The organism is Mucilaginibacter ginsenosidivorax, assembly GCF_007971525.1.
GTDB lineage: Bacteria > Bacteroidota > Bacteroidia > Sphingobacteriales > Sphingobacteriaceae > Mucilaginibacter > Mucilaginibacter ginsenosidivorax.
Genome location: NZ_CP042437.1, coordinates 4,834,592 through 4,852,761 on the forward strand (window position 1 = coordinate 4,834,592; position 18,170 = coordinate 4,852,761).

An 18,170-nucleotide genomic window follows, 5' to 3' on the forward strand; every position below is an offset into this window, starting at 1 on the left:
GTTTACTCTTTTATTTTTTCTAAAAACGCACCCAGCAACACGTTAAACTCATCGGGCCGCTCCATCATAGGGGCGTGGCCGCATTTATCAAGCCAGTGCAATTCGGCATTGGGTAATAATTCGTTAAACTCCACTGCTACCTCGGGCGGGGTTATTTTATCATCCCGGCCCCATATTAAACAAACCGGTAGCTGCATTTTATGAAGATCTTTTTTCATATTATGCCTGATAGCCGATTTTGCCATGGCCAACAGCCTTATAACGCTATGCCTGTCGTTTACTAACTTGTATACGTCATTAACCAGCTCATCTGTTGCAATAGCAGGGTCATAAAAAGTATATTGTACTTTTTCTCTTACAAAATCAATACTCTCGCGCCGGGGGAACGAGCCCCCAAATGCGTTTTCATATAAACCCGAACTGCCTGTTAACACCATCGCTTTTATATTTTCGGGGTGAGCCAAAACATATACCAAAGCCACATGCCCGCCAAGCGAATTACCAAGCACCGTTATATTGCTTAGTTTTTTAAACTTGATAAATTTATGCACAAATTTCGACAGACTTTTAACGCCTGTGGTAATAAGCGGCATATCATAAATAGGCAATATAGGTATTAATACGCGGTATTTTGATTTAAATTGATTAACCACGCCATCCCAATTGCTCAATGAACCCATTAAACCGTGCAGTAGTAACAGCACCTCGCCTTCGCCCTCATCGATGTAACTAAAACCGTGTTCCTCTTTAAGCACGAAATCCATATAAATAATTAGTATTAATTTTTAATTAACTATACCAAAACCCGTTTTAGTATATAAAATGTGTTAATCCGCTGTAAAATTAGTTTACCGCGAACGAGTTGCAACAATTATAGCAATAATTTATTAATGTAGATGTTAACGTTATATTGATTAACCGTTACTATCCTAATAATTGGCGCACAACTTCTGATATAGTTTTACCATCGGCCTTGCCGGCAAGCTCCTTATTGGCCATGCCCATAACGCGGCCCAAATCTTTTGTTGATGTAGCGCCTATACGGCCTATCAATTCTTCCAAATAACCTTCAATTTCAAAACGGGTCATTTGTTGCGGCAAATAAGGCTCAATTACGCGCATTTCTTCCATTTCAATCTCATAAAGGTCTTCGCGATTTTGTGTGCGATAAATATCGGCCGACTCCTTACGTTGTTTAATCAATTTTTGCAACACTTTAATTTCGGCCTCTTCGGTAAGTTCCTCGGCAGCACCTTTTTCGGTTTTGGCTAATAATAAGGCCGATTTTATAGCCCGCAGCCCCCTTAAACGATCTGGCTGTTTGGCCAGCATGGCCAGTTTTATATCCTGGTCTATTTGTGTGATTAGTGACATTTATGTAATTAGTGAATTATTGAGTTAGTGAATTATTGATTTTTGATGTGCAGCCTGGTTAGATGTGCAGATTTCAGATTTCAAATGTGCAGATTAATATTTATATGATTGGATGACTAAGTCGTTGAACGTAATCTGAACATTTTCAAATCTTCAAATTTTCAAATCAATCAATCATCTGCACATCTGAAATCTGCATATCCGCACATCTACTTTCTAAATATATTCCCCGCTGTAGCTTGTGCTGTTGGCATAATTACCAGGTCGTTGATGTTAACGTGGGCAGGGCGCGATGCCACAAACCAAATGGTTTCGGCAATATCCTGTGCTACCAGGGGTTCAAAGCCATCATACACTTTTTTTGCCCTTTCCTTATCGCCTTTAAAGCGTACTTCCGAAAACTCGGTCTCTACAGCGCCAGGATGTACTGCCGTAACCCTGATGCCATGGGGCAGCAAATCAATGCGCATACCTTTATTTAAGGCATCAACAGCATGTTTGGTAGCACAATACACGTTGCCGTTCAGGTAAACCTCTTTACCGGCTATCGAGCCTAAGTTAATAATATGGCCTTTACCGTTTTCAATCATCCAATTGGATACAATGCGGCTTACATATAATAAACCTTTAACGTTGGTATCTATCATGGTTTCCCAATCATCAATATTGCCGTTTTGTATAGGATCCAGCCCCTGGCTCAGCCCGGCATTGTTAATCAGTACATCAACATTTTTCCATGCTTCGGGTATGCCATCAAGGTTTTCCTGCACCTGGGCGCGGTCGCTCACATCAAATGACGATATGGCTATCTCCGTATCATATTTTTTGTTTAAATGGCTGGCCAGTTTCTCCAGCCGTTCCAGTCTGCGGCCGGTAAGTACCAGGCTATATCCTTCGCGGGCAAATACATGCGCGCACGCTTCGCCAATACCCGATGTTGCTCCTGTAATTAATGCAATTTTACTCATAATAGAAGTATAACTATTGCTGCGAAATTATGTTTTTTAGTTTGGATTATTGTCGTGTAACCGTAATAAGCCCCACCCAAACCCTCCCCGGAAGGGAGGGCTTAAAAAAAACACAAAAGTCTCCCCTACCGGGGGAGATTTAGAGGGGGCTTCCCTACTCAAAAAACAAGCTAAACATCACCGTGTGTAACGACAATTTACTGATAGGTGCCGAAAACGGGTGATTTTCGGGCACCAGGATATTGCCAAAGGAGTTGGATACTTTGATTTGTGGCGACAGCTTAAAAAACTCGAAATAAATATCGCAGCCCAGGCCGGCTTCGTAGGAACTAAAACCGCCAACGTTTTTTACCATTTTATCTAAAGGATCGAGATTGGTTTCATCCTTTTTGGTGCCGATGGCCTTGGTGTATTTTACTCCCCCCAGAATATAAGCGCGAAAATCGCCCAGCCTGTCGGATTTTAGCTTGAAAGAAAGGGGTATTTCTACCGAGGTGGTCTGAATTTGTTTTACCTGGTTCTGGTCGGGATTGGCGTAAGTATAACTCAGGTTCCGGTCGGCAAAAACCAGTGAGGGGGTTACACGTACTTCAAAATGTTCGGTTAAGGTGTAGCGGGTTAAAAAGCCGATGGCAAAGCCCGGCTGGCTTTTTGAGCCTATACTATTTACCGAGTCGGTGATATTTTTGTTGGTGGCGGCATCAAAAAAGGGTTTGCGCCAGTCGGGCTTTTTAACTATCCGCAGGTCGCTGCTAACATAACTAAAGCTAAAACCAAAGCTCAGGTCTTGCTGATCGGCCCCTCCGCCCCATGCCGGTACGTATTGTGCCAGCGAAATTTTGCTGCAAAATAAAAGGCATAAAAGTAAGAGGTACCGGTTTTTGATCATTTAACGCCTGTGTATATCGAACAAATTCCAAACGCCAAGGGCCTGTGTTTGGTATTTTTAAAGCCAACTTTATCCATTAAAGCCACAAAATTTTTGCCATCGGGGAACGCCGCAACCGACTCGGGCAGGTAGCTGTAAGCACGCGAATCTTTACTGAATAACTTGCCAATACCCGGCGTTATATAATTAAAGTAAAAATTGTACAACTGTTTTATAGGGAATGCCTTGGGTTTTGAAAACTCCAATACTACTGCTTTACCACCCGGTTTTAAAACCCGTTGAATATCGGCCAGGCCAACCTCCAGGTTTTCGAAATTACGAACGCCGTATGCTACTGTAACCGCGTCAAATTCATTATCACCAAATGGCAGCTTCTCCGAATCGCCAAGTTTTACCGAAAACTTATCGCTCAACCCGCGTTTAGCTATTTTTTGATCGGCAATATCGAGCATCCCGCGGGAAATATCTACGCCAACAATTTTTTCGGGCTTTAATATTTTTAAGGCCTCAAAGGCAAAATCGCCGGTGCCTGTAGCCACGTCGAGGATCAGTTTGGGCTGATCTTTTTTTAATTCGTTGATAGCCTTTTTGCGCCAGATGATATCGATGCCCAGGGACATGAAATGGTTCAAAAAATCGTAGGTTTTTGATATATTATTGAACATATCGGCCACCTGTTCTTTCTTGGTGGTCTGCTCATTATTGTACGGAGTTATGGTTTTGCTCATTTTTATAATGTGCGCAAAGATAACGATTGTATGTTGATTGATTTTATCTGGTTAGATTAAGTTGACAGGCTTGTGTAAATGTTAAGCCAATTCACTAATTTTAAAAACCAATTTAATGTTTAACCAACGCATCAAAGCTGCCTGGAAGGGTGGCCTGTTTTTACCGGCTCTGTTTTAATTAAATTATACATCAATTGAATGTCCCTTATCTATGAAAGAAAAACAAGAATCCTCGCGCCGAAGTTTTATTAAAAAATTAACCACAACCACTGCCGCCGTAGCGGTTGGCAACAGCCTGTTTGCATCGCAAAGTACCGTTAAACCCTTCGCCATATTAAAAAGACAATTGGGTTTTGAATATAACGACCAAATCAACATCGCCCTGATAGGTGCCGGTGGTATGGGCAACAGCGATACCGACACCGCGCTAAAAGTTCCTGGCGTAAAACTGGTAGCTGTTTGCGATTTGTACGATGGCCGCCTTAAAGATGCCAAAACCAAATATGGTGCCGATATTTTTACCACCCGGGTTTATAAAGAGATACTAAACCGTAAAGATATTGATGCCGTAATAATTGCCACACCCGATCATTGGCACCAGCAAATATCTGTTGATGCCATGCACGCCGGCAAACATGTATACTGCGAAAAACCCATGGTACACGCCATTACCGAAGGCCCGGCTGTAATAAAAGCCCAGCAGGATACCGGTAAAATTTTCCAGGTAGGCAGCCAGGGCGTATCATCATTAGGGAACGAGAAAGCTCATGAACTGTTAAAAAGCGGTGCTATTGGCCAGCTGAATTATGCCGAAGGATTTTGGGCGCGCCGCGAACCGTTGGAAGTTTGGCAATACCCCATCCCGGCAGATGCATCGCCTCAAACACTGGATTGGGAAACCTACATCAGCAACACAAAAAAACGTCCCTTTGACGAAAAAAGGTTCTTCCGCTGGAGAAATTATACCGATTACGGTACCGGCATGGCAGGCGACTTATTTGTGCACCTGTTTTCGAGCCTGCACTTTATAACCGACTCGATGGGCCCGAATAAAATTTATGCATCGGGCGGGCTGCGTTTCTGGAACGATGGCCGCGAAGTACCAGATGTATTATTAGGCACTTTTGATTATGCCAAAACCCAGGCGCACCCGGCATTCAACCTTTCGCTGCGGTGCAATTTTGTGGATGGCACCAGCGGCACTACCTATTTAAAACTGGTGGGCAGCGAAGGCTCGATGGATATTACCTGGGACAAGGTAACCCTTAAACGCAACAAAACTTTTGCCAGCGACGATCCCTTTTATTTAGATAAGCTAAAAAAAGCCGGTGTTGGCTACGCCGAACGTAAAAAAATGCTACCGCCTGAAGAAATTACTTATGATGCCGACAAGGGTTATATGGGCGGGCCTTATGATCACATGGTCAACTTTTTTACTGCCATCCGTAATAATGGCAAGGTAACCGAAGATGCGGTATTTGGCTATCGTGCCGCTGCTCCTGCCTTATTGTGTAATGACAGCTACTACAATAATAGCCCCATGTTTTGGGACCCGGAGAAAATGCAGGTAGCAAAGAAGAGTTAAGAGTCAAGAATCAAGAGTTAAGACAAAAAAACATCTATTCAATAGGTTATGAAACAACAATTGAAAAAACTGGGGTTGGTAATGGCGGCGGCGGCTTTGGTTTGTGTGTAAACATCGGCGGTTGGCGTAAAAGTACCGCCGCACGTAAAAAAAGCAGCTGCTAAAAAAGGCCCATGGGTAAACCTTTTTGATGGTAAAACATTAAAGGGCTGGCATGGCTTTAACAAAAAAGGCGAAGTTAAAAACTGGGCCATTGTTGACGGCGCGCTGGTTTGCCTGGGCGCGGCCGAAGGCGATACCGGCGGCGATATTGTAACTGATAAAGCCTACACCAACTTTGAACTGGAATGGGAATGGAAAATTGACAAGGGCAGCAACAGCGGCGTACTATACCACGTAATTGAAGACCCGAAATACCATGCCACCTATAACACCGGTCCCGAATACCAGATCATCGACGATGAAGGCTGGCCCGACAAATTGGAAGAATGGCAAAAAACGGGCTGCGATTATGCCATGTACCTGCCCAACACCCTTAAAAAACTGGAACCTGTTGGTAAATGGAACATCAGCAAAATAGTATTCAACAACGGGCATGTAGAGCATTGGCTAAACGGATCGAAAATAATTGCCTTTGAGGCCTGGACCGACGAATGGAACAAGAAAAAAGCCGAAGGTAAATGGAAAGATTACCCCGACTATGGCGCCGCAAAAACCGGTTTAATTGCCCTGCAGGATCATGGGCATAAGGCCTACTTCCGTAACATTAGGATAAAGGAGCTATAAAACGTTTTAGCAATTTGCAATATTGAGCGTTTAATATGATTAGGAAATGGGTTCTGATTTGCTGCCTGATTTTGGGCCTTGGTAATGCCCACGCACAGCTTATAAAAGATACTGTAAGGGTAGCCAACCATGCCAGGAGTAACATTGACCGGATACTAAATAGTTGTCGCGCTAAATTGAGGTATAGGACAAAGGACATTAAAAATGGAAGTTTCTCTGTCGGCCACGAGATCGGCTTTTTTAAACAAACTTTAAAGAGTAAACTACTTTATAAGTTTGATGCATTTAGATGCTGTAATTTTACCATAATCCGCAAAAATCAACATGTTGGGGTAAGTGAATTTATTTATAAAAACAAAATGCTGGCCAATAGGGTGTTTAAATATCTTAAATCAAATGAGCGTTATTCTTTATCAGAGGTCTACATCAAATTTAAACCTGTACAAATTGGCACTAGCGTTTTTATAGTTTTAACCGAAACTCCCGATGATATCGCTATTAAAAAACTGCTTGGCAGTTTGTGATTATCTATAGAAAGCCAAAATTTAATTTCTGCCGGTTGTGCTTCCACAACCGGCTTTTATCAACTACCCGCACAACTACAGATTCTTCTTCAGCTTACTTAGCCAAAGCCAGTAATCCCTCTATATCCAGCCTCCTGGTAAACATGGTCAATTTGCCATTTTCATCAAGCGGCCAGTTTTCTTTTGGCCTGTCCCAGTAAAGTTCCACACCATTTTGGTCGGGATCATTCAGGTAGATTGCTTCAGATACGCCATGGTCAGATGTGCCGGTGATGGGGTATTTGGCATCAATCAGCCGCTGCAAAATTGCAGCAAGATCTTTGCGTTCGGGGTAAAGTATAGCTGTATGGTACAAACCCGGCGCATATTCAGGTGCCGGCGAAGCACCTTTACTATGCCATGTATTTAAGCCGATGTGATGGTGATAGCCGCCGGCAGATATAAAAGCCGCCTGATCGCCATACAGCATCATTTTATCAAAACCCAGCAGGCCGCAATAAAAATCAAGGGATTTTTGCAGGTTGCTTACCTTTAAATGCACGTGGCCAATGCGGGTTTGGGCGGGAATTTTATAATCGTTCATGATATTGTATGTTTAAACATCAAATTTAAGTATTATTGCGCTTACATTTGTTTACCCATTGTAAAACAACGCGAAGCAAAGGCTGCAGATGCCTCCATAGGTTAGCGGGCATGTGCTTGCAGTTAAAAATAATTACCTTTGCCACATGATTGTTAAAACGGCCGAATTTATTTGCAGCAATACCCAAATTTCGAAGCTACCGCCGCCCATTAAGGCCGAGTACGCTTTTATAGGGCGCTCAAACGTAGGCAAATCTTCGCTGATCAATATGCTCACGCAAAAAAAAGGATTGGCTAAAACATCGCAAACACCGGGTAAAACCCAGCTGATAAATCACTTTTTTATTAACGACAGCTGGTATATTGTTGATTTACCTGGCTACGGATATGCCCGGGCATCCAAAACAAACAAAGCCAACTGGAATAAATTCATCCATAACTACCTTGATAAGCGCGAAAGCCTGCAATGCGTTATGGTATTGATAGATAGCCGCCTGGAGCCGCAAAAAATAGACATCGAATTTTGTAACTGGCTGGGCGAAAAAGGCTTGTCGTTCGTGCTGGTTTTTACAAAAGCCGATAAACAATCGAGCGTTAAAACCGACCAGAACATAGCCAGATTTAAAAAAGCCCTGCTGGAAACTTTCGAAGAAGCCCCACAATACTTCATCACCTCGGCCGAGCTACAATTGGGCCGGGATGAGATTTTAGGCTTTATAGATAATATTAATAAGAGTTTTGTGGTACCACATTTTGAGCCGAGGGATTAAAAAGCCGATTTTTTTTTGATCCCCTCTCGAGAGGGGGCGCGAAGGAAAGTGCGGCTGCAGGGGTGTGTTGTACGCCATTAAAGCAAAGCGATAAGTATTGAGTATAATGCCACGCAAAATAATACCATACAACCCAAACCTGAAAGACTTAGCCCGCAAGCTAAGAAACGATAGCACCCTGGGCGAAGTATTACTTTGGAATGAAATAAAAGGAAGAGGCTTTGGATATGATTTTCACAGGCAAAAACCACTATTAAATTACATTGTAGATTTTTATTGCAGTGAGTTAAATTTGGTGATCGAGGTTGATGGGCATTATCATAATCACGAAGAAAAAGTTGAGGTAGATATTTTACGGGACCAGGAACTTGCCAAATATGATTTAACAGTAATTCGCTTTACAGAACAGGAAGTACGAAAAGATATTGCTAATGTTTTAAGAACAATTGAGAGCTATGTTGCAGAACACACCCCTCCCCCCTCTCAAGAGGGGAATCGCACGGGGCCGGCGCTTTGTTGATTTGCATTCATTGTAACGCAGTGTATATCTAAAATAAAATCGCAAAATACCCCTATAAAAAGGGATACATATTAACATGAAAAAATACCTTTCATTAGTAACATTTACCCACACCATTTTTGCCATGCCGTTTGCATTTATCGGCTTTTTTTTGGCGGTAACCACTACACAGCACACGTTCGATTGGCGTAAGCTGGTGCTTATGGTATTGTGTATGATATTCGCCCGCAACTCGGCTATGGCTTTTAACCGCTATTTAGATAGGGATATTGACGCCCAAAACCCGCGCACCAAACAGCGGGATATCCCGGCGGGCCGTATCAGCGCGGCCTCGGCTTTAACCTTTACATTGATCAACTGCGGCCTGTTTATAGCAGCTACGTTTTTTATCAACCCTTTGTGCTTTTACCTGTCGCCGGTAGCTTTATTTGTGGTGATGGGTTATAGTGCTACCAAACGCTTTACGGCACTTTGTCATTTGGTTTTAGGCCTGGGCTTATCGCTGGCCCCCATTGGCGCTTACCTGGTAGTGACGGGCGAATTTGCGTTAACACCCATATTTTTCTCACTATCGGTTTTATGCTGGGTTAGTGGCTTCGATATTATTTATGCCCTTCAGGATGAAGATTTCGACCGCAGCCAAAACCTGCATTCTATTCCTGCATACCTGGGTAAAGTAAACGCTTTAAGGCTATCAACATTTTTGCATGTGTTATCGGCTTTATTTATCATGATGCCGATATTTTTTACTCACGTAGGTATTTTATACTATGTTGGCATAGCTTTTTTTTGCGCTATGTTAATTTACCAGCACCTGTTGGTAAAACCAAACGATTTGAGCCGGGTAAACTTTGCTTTTATGACTACCAACGGTATTGCCAGCGTGGTATTTGCGGTGTTATTCCTGTTAGATAGAATATGGACGCGCTAACCGCTATCGGCAAATTTCGTGAACATGTGGAAACATATGTGAAGCTGAACGATGCCGAATGGCTTGTATTAGCGCCGCTTTTGGAGATAATCAACCTCAAAAAAAAGAAGAATTTTGCCGAGCCGGGTAAAATTTGCGATAAAATTGGCTTGGTAGTACACGGAGCGGTCCGCTATTTCCATGTAAAAGATGGGGAAGAAATTACAGGTTACTTCAGCTTCGAGAATGAATTACTGAGCTCATATAAGAGTTTTTTAACCGGCGCCCCTGCTTCAAACTATATCCAGGCGTTGGAAGACACGCAAATAGTTGCCCTTAGCTATAAAGCCATGCAGCAAATTTATACCCACGAACTTATTGGTTATAAAATGGAGCGTTTTGGCAGGTTGGTGGCCGAACATTACCTCATTTGCTATGAAGATAGGGTAGCATCCTTCATTACTCAAACACCCGAAGAACGCTACAACAACCTGCTCGAAACCGGCGGCGAAGTAATGCAGCGCATCCCGCAACATTACATAGCCAATTTTTTAGGCATCACACCGGTTTCGCTTTCGCGGATCAGGAGAAGGATTATGAAGATAAGCGCCTGATGAGCTAAAAGCCAGGTTACTCAATTCAACTGAGTGCATCAATCATCTGCACATCTGGAATCTGAAATTTGCACATCCAATCCTGTCAATCTTATTATAATCCTGAAATTGTGTTTTATTATCTTTTGTTAACGTTTTGACATTCAAAGCTCACCTACCTTTGGATAAACAAAAAAGAAAAAATTATGCACACCATATTAGGAGCCGGCGGCACAGTGGCAAATGCCCTTAGCCGCGAATTGATTAACGACAACCAAACGGTTCGTTTGGTTAGCCGTAAACCGGTAAACATTACCGGTAAAAATGTAACCTGGCAAAAAGCCGATTTGTTAAACTATGATGAGGTTTTGGCAGCTGCCCAGGGATCAACAGTTATTTACATGGCGGCAGGCATTGTTTATGATGCCACCATCTGGCAGGCGCAATGGCCTGTTATTATGCAGAATGTAATCAACGTTACCAAAGCTACCGGTGCGCGATTAATATTTTTTGATAATATATACATGTATGGCCTGGTTAATGGCCCCATGACAGAAGATACACCCTACCACCCCAGTAGCAAAAAAGGGCAGGTACGTGCGGGTATTGCCGATATGTTGATGGACGAAGTTAAGGCTGGCAATATCCGTGCTTCCATTGCACGTGCACCCGATTTTTATGGCACCGACTCGTTAAACAGCTTTGTGGATATGATGGTGATAACCAAGTACGCCGCCAAACAAACCGCCCAGTGGATTGGCGACCCAAATAAAAAACACAACTTTATTTACATCCCCGATGCAGGTAAGGCGATGTTCCTGCTTGGCCAAAACCCCGATAGCGATAACCAGGTATGGCACTTGCCCACGCCGCCGGCTATAACCGGCAAGGAGTTCATGGCTATTGCCGCCCGGGTGTACGGCGTAAAACCTAAATTCTTTGTTTTACGCAAATACATGCTGTGGCTGATAGGTTTGTTCCAAAAAGTGGTTATGGGCACTGTGGAGATGTACTACCAGTACGATCATGACTATATTTTTGACAGCAGCAAGTTTGAAAAGGCTTTTAATTTTAAACCTACAAGTTATGAGGATGGGTTAAAAGAATTGTCAGAAACACTTTATAAGCCACAGCAGGCTTAAGTTGTAAATCAATAAAAAAAATCCGGTAGGGGCATCCTATCTGGATTTTTTTTTGCTTTTTAACAAGTTTAAAAGGCTTTGTTTGTTTTCAATCCCATTTTCAGGTAACTACTCACCTAATTAACCCAATCAACCACTCACCAATTTAATATACTAAACTTGTCGTCTAAAATAACTCAACATTTAGTAAGTTTGCAGCTTCATCAAAAAAGCGCTTGAATTATTATATCACATATTTTATTGTTGCTATAGGGTTGTTCAGTTTTTCGGCCTTTTTTGCGTTGTTTGGTGTTTATGCCGAGCGGAAGATCTCTGCATTTATACAAGACAGACTTGGCCCTACCGAAACGGGTAAATTCGGTTCGCTGCAAACCCTGGCCGATATTGTGAAGATGATCCAAAAAGAGCTCATCATCCCGGCAGCTGCCGATAAATGGCTGTTTATGCTGGCGCCTGCGGTAATATTTATTGCGGTATACATGGGCTTTGCCGCCCTGCCCTGGGGGCCCGGGCTTATCCCCTCGAAAATAAATTTAGGCATCTACTATATCTTCGCCATCATCTCTATCGAAACATTGGGTATCCTGATGGCCGGCTGGGGATCAAATAACAAATATTCAATATTAGGCGCCATGCGCTCTGCCGCGCAAATCATATCTTACGAAATTCCAGCGGGTTTTGCCATTATATCTGTAGTGATGATAGCCCAAACACTGGATCTGCAAGCCGTTGCCATGCAGCAGGGCGTGTTATCTGCAGAAAAAATAACGTTTGCCGGCTTTTGGGATGTAACCAAAATTGGCGGTTTGTTAAGCTGGAATATATTCCGAGCTCCACATCTCATCATCGCATTTGTAATTTACTTTATAGCCTCATTGGCCGAAAGTAACCGCGCTCCCTTTGATATTCCGGAAGCTGAATCGGAATTGGTGGCAGGTTTTCATACCGAGTTTACGGGCATCCGTTTCGCGCTGGTTTTTTTGGCCGAGTATTCGATGATGTTTTTAGTGAGCATGATAGGGGTTATCCTGTTTTTAGGTGCATGGAATACGCCGCTGCCCAATATGGGCCCGGTACATTTAGCCGACTGGACAACCAACATGTGGTGGGGCATTTTATGGGTAACCCTAAAAACATTAGGCCTGGTGGCCATCCAAATGTGGATCAGGTGGACGCTGCCCCGTTTCCGGGTAGACCAACTGATGAACCTATGCTGGAAAGTACTCACCCCGCTGGCATTTTTATGTGTGCTGATATCGGGCGTTTGGAGAGTGTGGCTCATGTAGGGAAGAAGAGTCAAGAATCAAGAGTCAAGAATCAAGACGGAAGAAATTGGAGAAATATAATAAATAAGACTTAAGATAGAGCATGTCGAAATCGGGTAAATCCTTTAATCTGATAAACCCCGATTCAGACAATTTTTTAGGATTTAGAGTTTAGTAATTAGGATTTAGAGTTTCAACAATATTAACATTTGTTAATGAAGTTAATCAACGGTTTTACAACGGCATGGAAAGGTTTAAGCCTTACCGTGAAGCATTTGTTTGCCAATAATTCTGCACGGGAGATCACAACCGTAAGTGATAGTAACTACTTTAAACAACTGGAAAAAGGGACCAACACCATCCAATACCCCAAACAGCAATTACCTGTGCCCGAGATTGGCCGTTACCAGTTAGATGTGGAGATGGACGATTGTATTGTATGCGATTTATGCGCCAAAGTATGCCCGGTTGATTGTATTGATATTGAAGCGATAAAAGCTACGGAAGCCATAGGCCAAACATCCGACGGTACCACCAAACGCCTTTACGCGGCTAAATTTGATATTGATATGGCCAAATGCATGTACTGCGGCCTGTGCACTATTGTGTGCCCAACCGAGTGCATTGTAATGACTAACCAATACGATAAAACCGTTTTTGAACTAAGCGACCTGGTTTACGAATTCTCGGACATGCCACCCGAAGTTGCTGCCGAAAAGCGTGCCTTGTTTGACAAGCAACAGGCCGAAAAGCAAGCTGCTAAACTGGCGGCCATGCAAAAAAAGGAGGGTGGGGCATGAGTTTAGTCCGCGTGCTGTTTTATTTTATGGGTTTTATAGCGGTGGCTTCGGCGCTGTACGCGGCATCAACCACCAATTTGGTGCGCAGCATATTTGTATTTTTCGTTACTCTGTTTGCCCTGGCCGGGCTATACGTTTTGGCCATGGCCGATTTTGTGGCTGTTACGCAGGTAGTAATTTACGTTGGGGGAATATTGGTACTCATCCTGTTTGCCTTTATGCTATCAGGTAAAGAAACGCTTGATGTTTTGCGGCAGCAAAAAGGTAAATTCTTCAGCATCGGCAAATTGCCTGCAATATTACTTGCGGCCTTGTTTTTTATCGTGATGATCAATGTTGTATTAAAGGCCGATGTAAATAACCTAAGCTGGGTAAAAGCTTCTATCGCCAATAACAATACCATTACCCCAAACGCGGTGATGATTGATAATATAGGCGTTAACTTAATGACGCGTTACCTTCTGCCCTTTGAGGCTATTTCTGTTTTATTGCTGATGGCACTGGTTGGCGCGGCCCACCTGTCACGTAAGGAGGCCGGGGCATGATTACCTTAACTGACTTTTTGATTGTGAGTGTAATGCTGTTTTGCATCGGCCTGTACATGATCGTATCCAAACGCAACGCCATCCAGATATTGATCGGCATCGAACTGATATTAAATGCCGCCATACTAAACCTGGTAGCCTTTGGTAAACACGATGCTACCAACAACAGCGGCCAGGTTTTCGCCCTGTTTGCCATTGTACTGGCTGCGGCCACAACGGCGGTTGCGCTGGCCATAATCCTCAACGTGTATAGAAAATATAAGACCATTGATCCGGGTAAGATTAATAATTTGAGGGATTGATGATGAAGAAAAATAAAAAAGATCGTCATTGCGAGGTACGAAGCAATCTCTTTAGGACAAGTTGCCACTTTTCAGGCGGAACTGCAAGTTGGGGATTGCTTCGTACCTCGCAATGACGCTTAACAAACTATTACAATATAAGCCTAAGGCAACAACAGTTTGAACAACACACTATCCCATACCGATCTCACCCTCGTCACCTGCGCACTCGCAGCTGTAGCATCGCCGCTGCTTGCTGCTTTGGTAAACTTTTGCCTGCCGGTAAAAAGCAAAATTGCGGGTTGGGCATCTACTGTGGCTATTTTGTTGAGCTGTGTTTTGGCGGCCAAAGTATTTGCCGGGGTATGGAATAATCCACAAATACATGTGCAGCAGGTTTGGTTTACTATTGGGCATACTAAGGTTTACGCAGGTTTCCTGCTCAATAATTTATCGGTGCTGATGTTGTTATTAGTATCGGTTATTGCTTTGCCGGTACACATTTACTCTACTGCTTACATGAAGCATGATGACAGGTACAGCCGCTACTTCACCTATTTAAGTTTCTTCTGTTTCAGCATGCTTGCTTTGGTAGTAGTGGATAACCTGGTGCTGTTTTATGCTTTTTGGGAGTTGGTAGGCTTTTCGTCATATCTGTTAATTGGTTTTTGGTTTACAAAAGACAAAGCGGTACAGGCCAATAAAAAAGCCTTTATCATGAATAGGATAGGGGATATTGGTTTGCTTAGCGCCATCATTATCCTGTTTGCCATGTATGGCACTTTTGATATCAATGCGTTGTTTGGACATGAGGGTATGCTTAGTATTTCTGCCATAAGGGATGGGCAATGGGCTATACAGCCCGATTTGCTGCCCAGGTCTTACGGATCAATATGGTTGTCTGGCGGGGCTTCGGGCTCATTGCCCGCCATCTGGCAATGCATTGCCGTTACAGGTATCGTTTTAGCAGTCGCTGCTAAATCGGCACAGTTCCCGTTACATACCTGGTTGCCCGATGCTATGGAGGGGCCAACATCCGTGTCCGCGTTAATACACGCCGCGACTATGGTTGCCGCTGGGGTGTTCTTGTTAGGCAGGGTATATCCATTGTTTACCCAAACAGAACTTACCGTGCTGGCCTGCATCGGCTGTTTTACTGCTTTTATGGCGGCTACCATTGCACTTACACAAAACGATTTAAAACGGGTGCTGGCTTATTCTACTATATCGCAGTTAGGTTTTATGGTTTTGGGTATGGGGGTAGGGGCGTACTCATCATCGCTGTTCCATTTGGTTACGCATGCTTTTTTTAAATGTTTGCTTTTCCTGGTGGCCGGTATCGTGATCCACGAAATGCAGCATGTTAAAGAGGAAAATAACCTCGATATCGATCCGCAGGATATTTCATTAATGGGTGGCCTGCGTAAAAAGCTGCCGCTGACTTTCGTCGTTGCCCTTATTGGTGGGTTGGCGTTGATAGGGTTGCCGCTTACATCGGGCTATCTATCTAAAGACGGCATCCTGATCCAGGCTTTTGAGTGGAGCGACGGCAAAGCTGCCTGGTTTAAGATTATACCTGTCATGGCGTTATTGACCAGTTGGCTCACGGCATTCTACGTAGCAAGGCTCATCTTCAAAGTTTTCTTTGGTGAATTCAGGCTGCCCCAAATATACCCCGGTTTGAAGATGCATATGGGCGATGGAGGCTGGCAATACAAATTGCCATTGGTGTTGCTGGCGCTTTGCTGCTTTTTTCCGCTGTTTTCATTTAATCCCTTTGGGTACGAGCAGGCTTGGTTATCCAGCGGTTTAAGACTGCACGGCCTGGCTAAGTTCGGGAGCATTTATCACCTTAGCATCCCGGCGCTGGTAAATATTTTCAGCTTACTGGTCATTTACGCTGCTTATATCATCTATGTAAAACAAAGCACCTTTTCATTCCCGCAAACCGGGTTCTTTTACCGCCTATCCTACAACCAATGGTACTTTGATAGAATTTACAAACGCGTATTTGTAAAACCCATATTAGGGCTGGGTAAGTTCATGTACTGGTTTGATAAAAATATTATTGATGGCTTTATCCATTTGCTTGCTGCTGTGAGCAGATTTGTTGCCGGTTTTGCCGCCTGGGCGGATAAATATATCGTGGATGGATTTTTACACATGGTGGCTGCCATTGTACAAAGTATTGGCAATTTTGCACGTAAATTCCAGGGGGGCAAAGTGCAATATTATTTGTTTAGTATGCTGGCCATTGTGCTGCTGCTGTTTATTTTAAAAATACTGATATAAACCTGATGAATATATTAACCTTACTCATATTTATACCTGTACTGTTTGGCATTATCATTATGCTGCTGCCATCAAGCATGCGCAACAGCTTTAAATATATTACCCTTGGCGCTACACTCATCCAGTTGGGCATTAGCATCTGGATGTACCTTAACTTTAAAACAGGCACGGGTTTTGGCGGTATTAACCATGAAGGGCAATTTCAGTTTGTACAAAAACTTCCCTGGATAAGCCTTAACCTGGGCAGCCTGGGCAAAATGCAGATAGATTATTTTGTGGGGATAGATGGCATATCGATAACCCTGCTGGTGATGACATCGCTGGTATTGGTGATAGCTACTTTGGCCTGCTGGGAAATCAAGAGCAACCTTAAAGGTTTTTTCCTGCTGTTTTTATTGCTGGATATGGCCGTTATTGGCGTGTTTTGCGCGCTGGATTTCTTCCTGTTTTATATGTTTTATGAGCTTATGCTGTTGCCGCTGTACTTCCTGATAGGGATGTGGGGCGGTGCACGGCGCGAGTATGCTTCCATCAAATTCTTTTTGTATACCCTGTTTGGTTCGGTATTTATGTTATTGGTAATGGTGGGTTTATACCTGTCGGTTACCGATCCGGCTACCGGCAACCATACTTTTAACATGGTGCAAATGATGAACCCGGCCAACTTTAATGCCGGTTCGGTATTTTCACTGGCAGGGCACCAAACTATTTTGGGCATGCCTGCGCGTACTGTGGGTTTTGTGGTATTGTTTATCGCCTTCGCCATTAAAGTACCGGTAGTGCCCTTGCACACCTGGCTGCCCGATGCGCACGTAGAGGCACCTACGCCGGTATCTATCATCCTGGCCGGTATCCTGTTAAAAATTGGCGGCTATGGTATTATCCGCATCTGTATAGGTATCTTCCCTGAAGTAGCTACCGCGCATGCCTTTTGGTTGGGCCTGTTGGGTGTCATCTCCATTTTATACGGGGCGTTCAACGCCCTTGCACAGCGCGATCTGAAACGGATGATTGCTTATTCATCGGTATCGCATATGGGGTTTGTGTTATTGGGCATCGCCTCGCAGACTGCCGAGGGCGTAAGCGGAGCGGTAATGCAAATGGTGAGCCACGGATTTTTGTCAACCATGCTCTTCTTCCTGGTAGGGGTTATCTATAACCGGGTGCACGACAGGGATATTTACCACTTCCGGGGCCTGGCTACCCTGATGCCAAAATATACGGCTTTTGTCATGATCGCCTTTTTTGCCTCGTTGGGCTTGCCGGGCTTTTCGGCATTTGTGGCCGAGGCGTTTACATTAGCCGGCGTATTTAAATCGCATACAGAAAATGGTTTACTGCCCTATTGGATGGCTATTTGCGGCACGCTGGGTATACTGTTTGGCGCTGCCTACTTTTTATGGACACTGCAGCGCATGTTCTTCGGTAAAGAATCATTAAAAGGTGGCGCCGTTTGGAAAATAGCGCTGACAGATTTAAACCTGCGCGAAAAACTTACCCTTGCGCCACTGGCCATCATCGCCCTGGCATTGGGTATAATGCCATCACTGGTTTTTGATAAGATCAACGATTCGGTATTGGCTTTTATACAATTTTTACACACCAAATAATTGATA

20 protein-coding genes and 1 pseudogene are annotated in these 18,170 nt (G+C 43.7%); 14 read left to right on the forward strand and 7 right to left on the reverse strand.

Translation table 11 applies throughout. The features are described 5' to 3' along the window. Window positions 1-2 precede the first annotated feature (2 nt). The 5 genes from FSB76_RS20235 to ubiE form a co-directional block, all read right to left on the reverse strand. Complete coding sequence (locus FSB76_RS20235; RefSeq protein WP_147056518.1) at window positions 3-764, reverse strand: alpha/beta fold hydrolase; 762 nt, start codon at window positions 762-764, stop codon at window positions 3-5. Between the two features lie 160 nt (window positions 765-924). Further along, on the reverse strand, window positions 925-1,374 hold the full coding sequence (locus FSB76_RS20240; RefSeq protein ID WP_147056520.1) for a GatB/YqeY domain-containing protein: 450 nt from the start codon (window positions 1,372-1,374) through the stop codon (window positions 925-927). 209 nt (window positions 1,375-1,583) lie between these two features. Next, window positions 1,584-2,342 (reverse strand): SDR family oxidoreductase, encoded by a 759-nt coding sequence (locus FSB76_RS20245; RefSeq protein ID WP_147056522.1) that lies wholly within the window; start codon window positions 2,340-2,342, stop codon window positions 1,584-1,586. Between the two features lie 154 nt (window positions 2,343-2,496). Then, window positions 2,497-3,231: a type IX secretion/gliding motility protein PorT/SprT gene (porT, locus tag FSB76_RS20250; RefSeq protein ID WP_147056525.1), complete on the reverse strand. Its 735-nt coding sequence runs from the start codon at window positions 3,229-3,231 to the stop codon at window positions 2,497-2,499. Beyond that, on the reverse strand, window positions 3,228-3,959 hold the full coding sequence (gene ubiE, locus FSB76_RS20255; RefSeq protein WP_192910091.1) for a bifunctional demethylmenaquinone methyltransferase/2-methoxy-6-polyprenyl-1,4-benzoquinol methylase UbiE: 732 nt from the start codon (window positions 3,957-3,959) through the stop codon (window positions 3,228-3,230). Before ubiE ends, porT begins: the two co-directional genes overlap by 4 nt. Before the next feature lie 211 nt (window positions 3,960-4,170). On the opposite strand from ubiE, the gene FSB76_RS20260 reads away from it, so the two are divergent. Next, window positions 4,171-5,544 (forward strand): Gfo/Idh/MocA family protein, encoded by a 1,374-nt coding sequence (locus FSB76_RS20260; RefSeq protein ID WP_147056529.1) that lies wholly within the window; start codon window positions 4,171-4,173, stop codon window positions 5,542-5,544. A gap of 38 nt (window positions 5,545-5,582) precedes the next feature. On the opposite strand, the gene FSB76_RS32515 is transcribed toward FSB76_RS20260, so the two are convergent. Next, a complete protein-coding gene (locus FSB76_RS32515; protein ID WP_225976257.1) occupies window positions 5,583-5,798 on the reverse strand; it encodes a hypothetical protein in 216 nt (71 codons plus the stop codon). Here FSB76_RS32515 and FSB76_RS20265 point away from each other — a divergent pair. Together FSB76_RS20265 and FSB76_RS20270 are read left to right on the forward strand one after the other, a co-directional pair. Continuing rightward, a pseudogene (locus FSB76_RS20265) lies at window positions 5,779-6,330 on the forward strand (3-keto-disaccharide hydrolase); the annotation flags it as partial. The gene FSB76_RS32515 and the pseudogene FSB76_RS20265 sit on opposite strands and share 20 nt — an antisense overlap. 35 nt (window positions 6,331-6,365) lie before the next feature. Beyond that, window positions 6,366-6,854 (forward strand): hypothetical protein, encoded by a 489-nt coding sequence (locus tag FSB76_RS20270; RefSeq protein WP_147056531.1) that lies wholly within the window; start codon window positions 6,366-6,368, stop codon window positions 6,852-6,854. A gap of 94 nt (window positions 6,855-6,948) precedes the next feature. Here FSB76_RS20270 and FSB76_RS20275 read toward each other — a convergent pair whose 3' ends face one another. Then, the gene (locus FSB76_RS20275; protein ID WP_147056532.1) at window positions 6,949-7,437 is read right to left on the reverse strand and encodes a VOC family protein; all 489 of its coding nucleotides are present in this window, start codon (window positions 7,435-7,437) and stop codon (window positions 6,949-6,951) included. A gap of 145 nt (window positions 7,438-7,582) precedes the next feature. Here FSB76_RS20275 and yihA point away from each other — a divergent pair, with 145 nt between their 5' ends. The 11 genes from yihA (at window position 7,583) to FSB76_RS20330 (ending at window position 18,164) form a co-directional block, all read left to right on the forward strand. Further along, entirely contained in the window at window positions 7,583-8,206 is a 624-nt protein-coding gene (gene yihA, locus FSB76_RS20280; protein ID WP_147056534.1) for a ribosome biogenesis GTP-binding protein YihA/YsxC, read from the forward strand. 106 nt (window positions 8,207-8,312) lie between these two features. Continuing rightward, window positions 8,313-8,726: an endonuclease domain-containing protein gene (locus FSB76_RS20285; protein WP_147056536.1), complete on the forward strand. Its 414-nt coding sequence runs from the start codon at window positions 8,313-8,315 to the stop codon at window positions 8,724-8,726. A gap of 76 nt (window positions 8,727-8,802) precedes the next feature. Then, on the forward strand, window positions 8,803-9,657 hold the full coding sequence (locus FSB76_RS20290) for a UbiA-like polyprenyltransferase (RefSeq protein WP_147056539.1): 855 nt from the start codon (window positions 8,803-8,805) through the stop codon (window positions 9,655-9,657). After that, window positions 9,645-10,250: a Crp/Fnr family transcriptional regulator gene (locus tag FSB76_RS20295; RefSeq protein WP_147056541.1), complete on the forward strand. Its 606-nt coding sequence runs from the start codon at window positions 9,645-9,647 to the stop codon at window positions 10,248-10,250. The genes FSB76_RS20290 and FSB76_RS20295 overlap by 13 nt, the downstream gene beginning before the upstream one ends. A gap of 185 nt (window positions 10,251-10,435) precedes the next feature. Continuing rightward, window positions 10,436-11,371 carry an NAD-dependent epimerase/dehydratase family protein gene (locus tag FSB76_RS20300; protein WP_147056544.1) on the forward strand — a complete coding sequence of 312 codons (936 nt, stop codon included), beginning with the start codon at window positions 10,436-10,438 and terminating at the stop codon, window positions 11,369-11,371. Between the two features lie 215 nt (window positions 11,372-11,586). Beyond that, a complete protein-coding gene (locus tag FSB76_RS20305) occupies window positions 11,587-12,657 on the forward strand; it encodes a complex I subunit 1/NuoH family protein (protein ID WP_147056546.1) in 1,071 nt (356 codons plus the stop codon). A gap of 194 nt (window positions 12,658-12,851) precedes the next feature. Continuing rightward, window positions 12,852-13,436 carry a 4Fe-4S binding protein gene (locus tag FSB76_RS20310; RefSeq protein WP_147056548.1) on the forward strand — a complete coding sequence of 195 codons (585 nt, stop codon included), beginning with the start codon at window positions 12,852-12,854 and terminating at the stop codon, window positions 13,434-13,436. Further along, window positions 13,433-13,981 carry an NADH-quinone oxidoreductase subunit J family protein gene (locus tag FSB76_RS20315; protein ID WP_147056550.1) on the forward strand — a complete coding sequence of 183 codons (549 nt, stop codon included), beginning with the start codon at window positions 13,433-13,435 and terminating at the stop codon, window positions 13,979-13,981. Before FSB76_RS20310 ends, FSB76_RS20315 begins: the two co-directional genes overlap by 4 nt. Then, window positions 13,978-14,283: an NADH-quinone oxidoreductase subunit NuoK gene (nuoK, locus tag FSB76_RS20320; RefSeq protein WP_147056552.1), complete on the forward strand. Its 306-nt coding sequence runs from the start codon at window positions 13,978-13,980 to the stop codon at window positions 14,281-14,283. Before FSB76_RS20315 ends, nuoK begins: the two co-directional genes overlap by 4 nt. A gap of 159 nt (window positions 14,284-14,442) precedes the next feature. Continuing rightward, on the forward strand, window positions 14,443-16,554 hold the full coding sequence (gene nuoL, locus FSB76_RS20325; protein WP_147056554.1) for an NADH-quinone oxidoreductase subunit L: 2,112 nt from the start codon (window positions 14,443-14,445) through the stop codon (window positions 16,552-16,554). 5 nt (window positions 16,555-16,559) lie between these two features. Continuing rightward, window positions 16,560-18,164, forward strand: coding sequence for a complex I subunit 4 family protein (locus FSB76_RS20330; RefSeq protein ID WP_147056556.1), 1,605 nt, complete (start codon window positions 16,560-16,562; stop codon window positions 18,162-18,164). The last annotated feature ends 6 nt before the right edge of the window (window positions 18,165-18,170 follow it).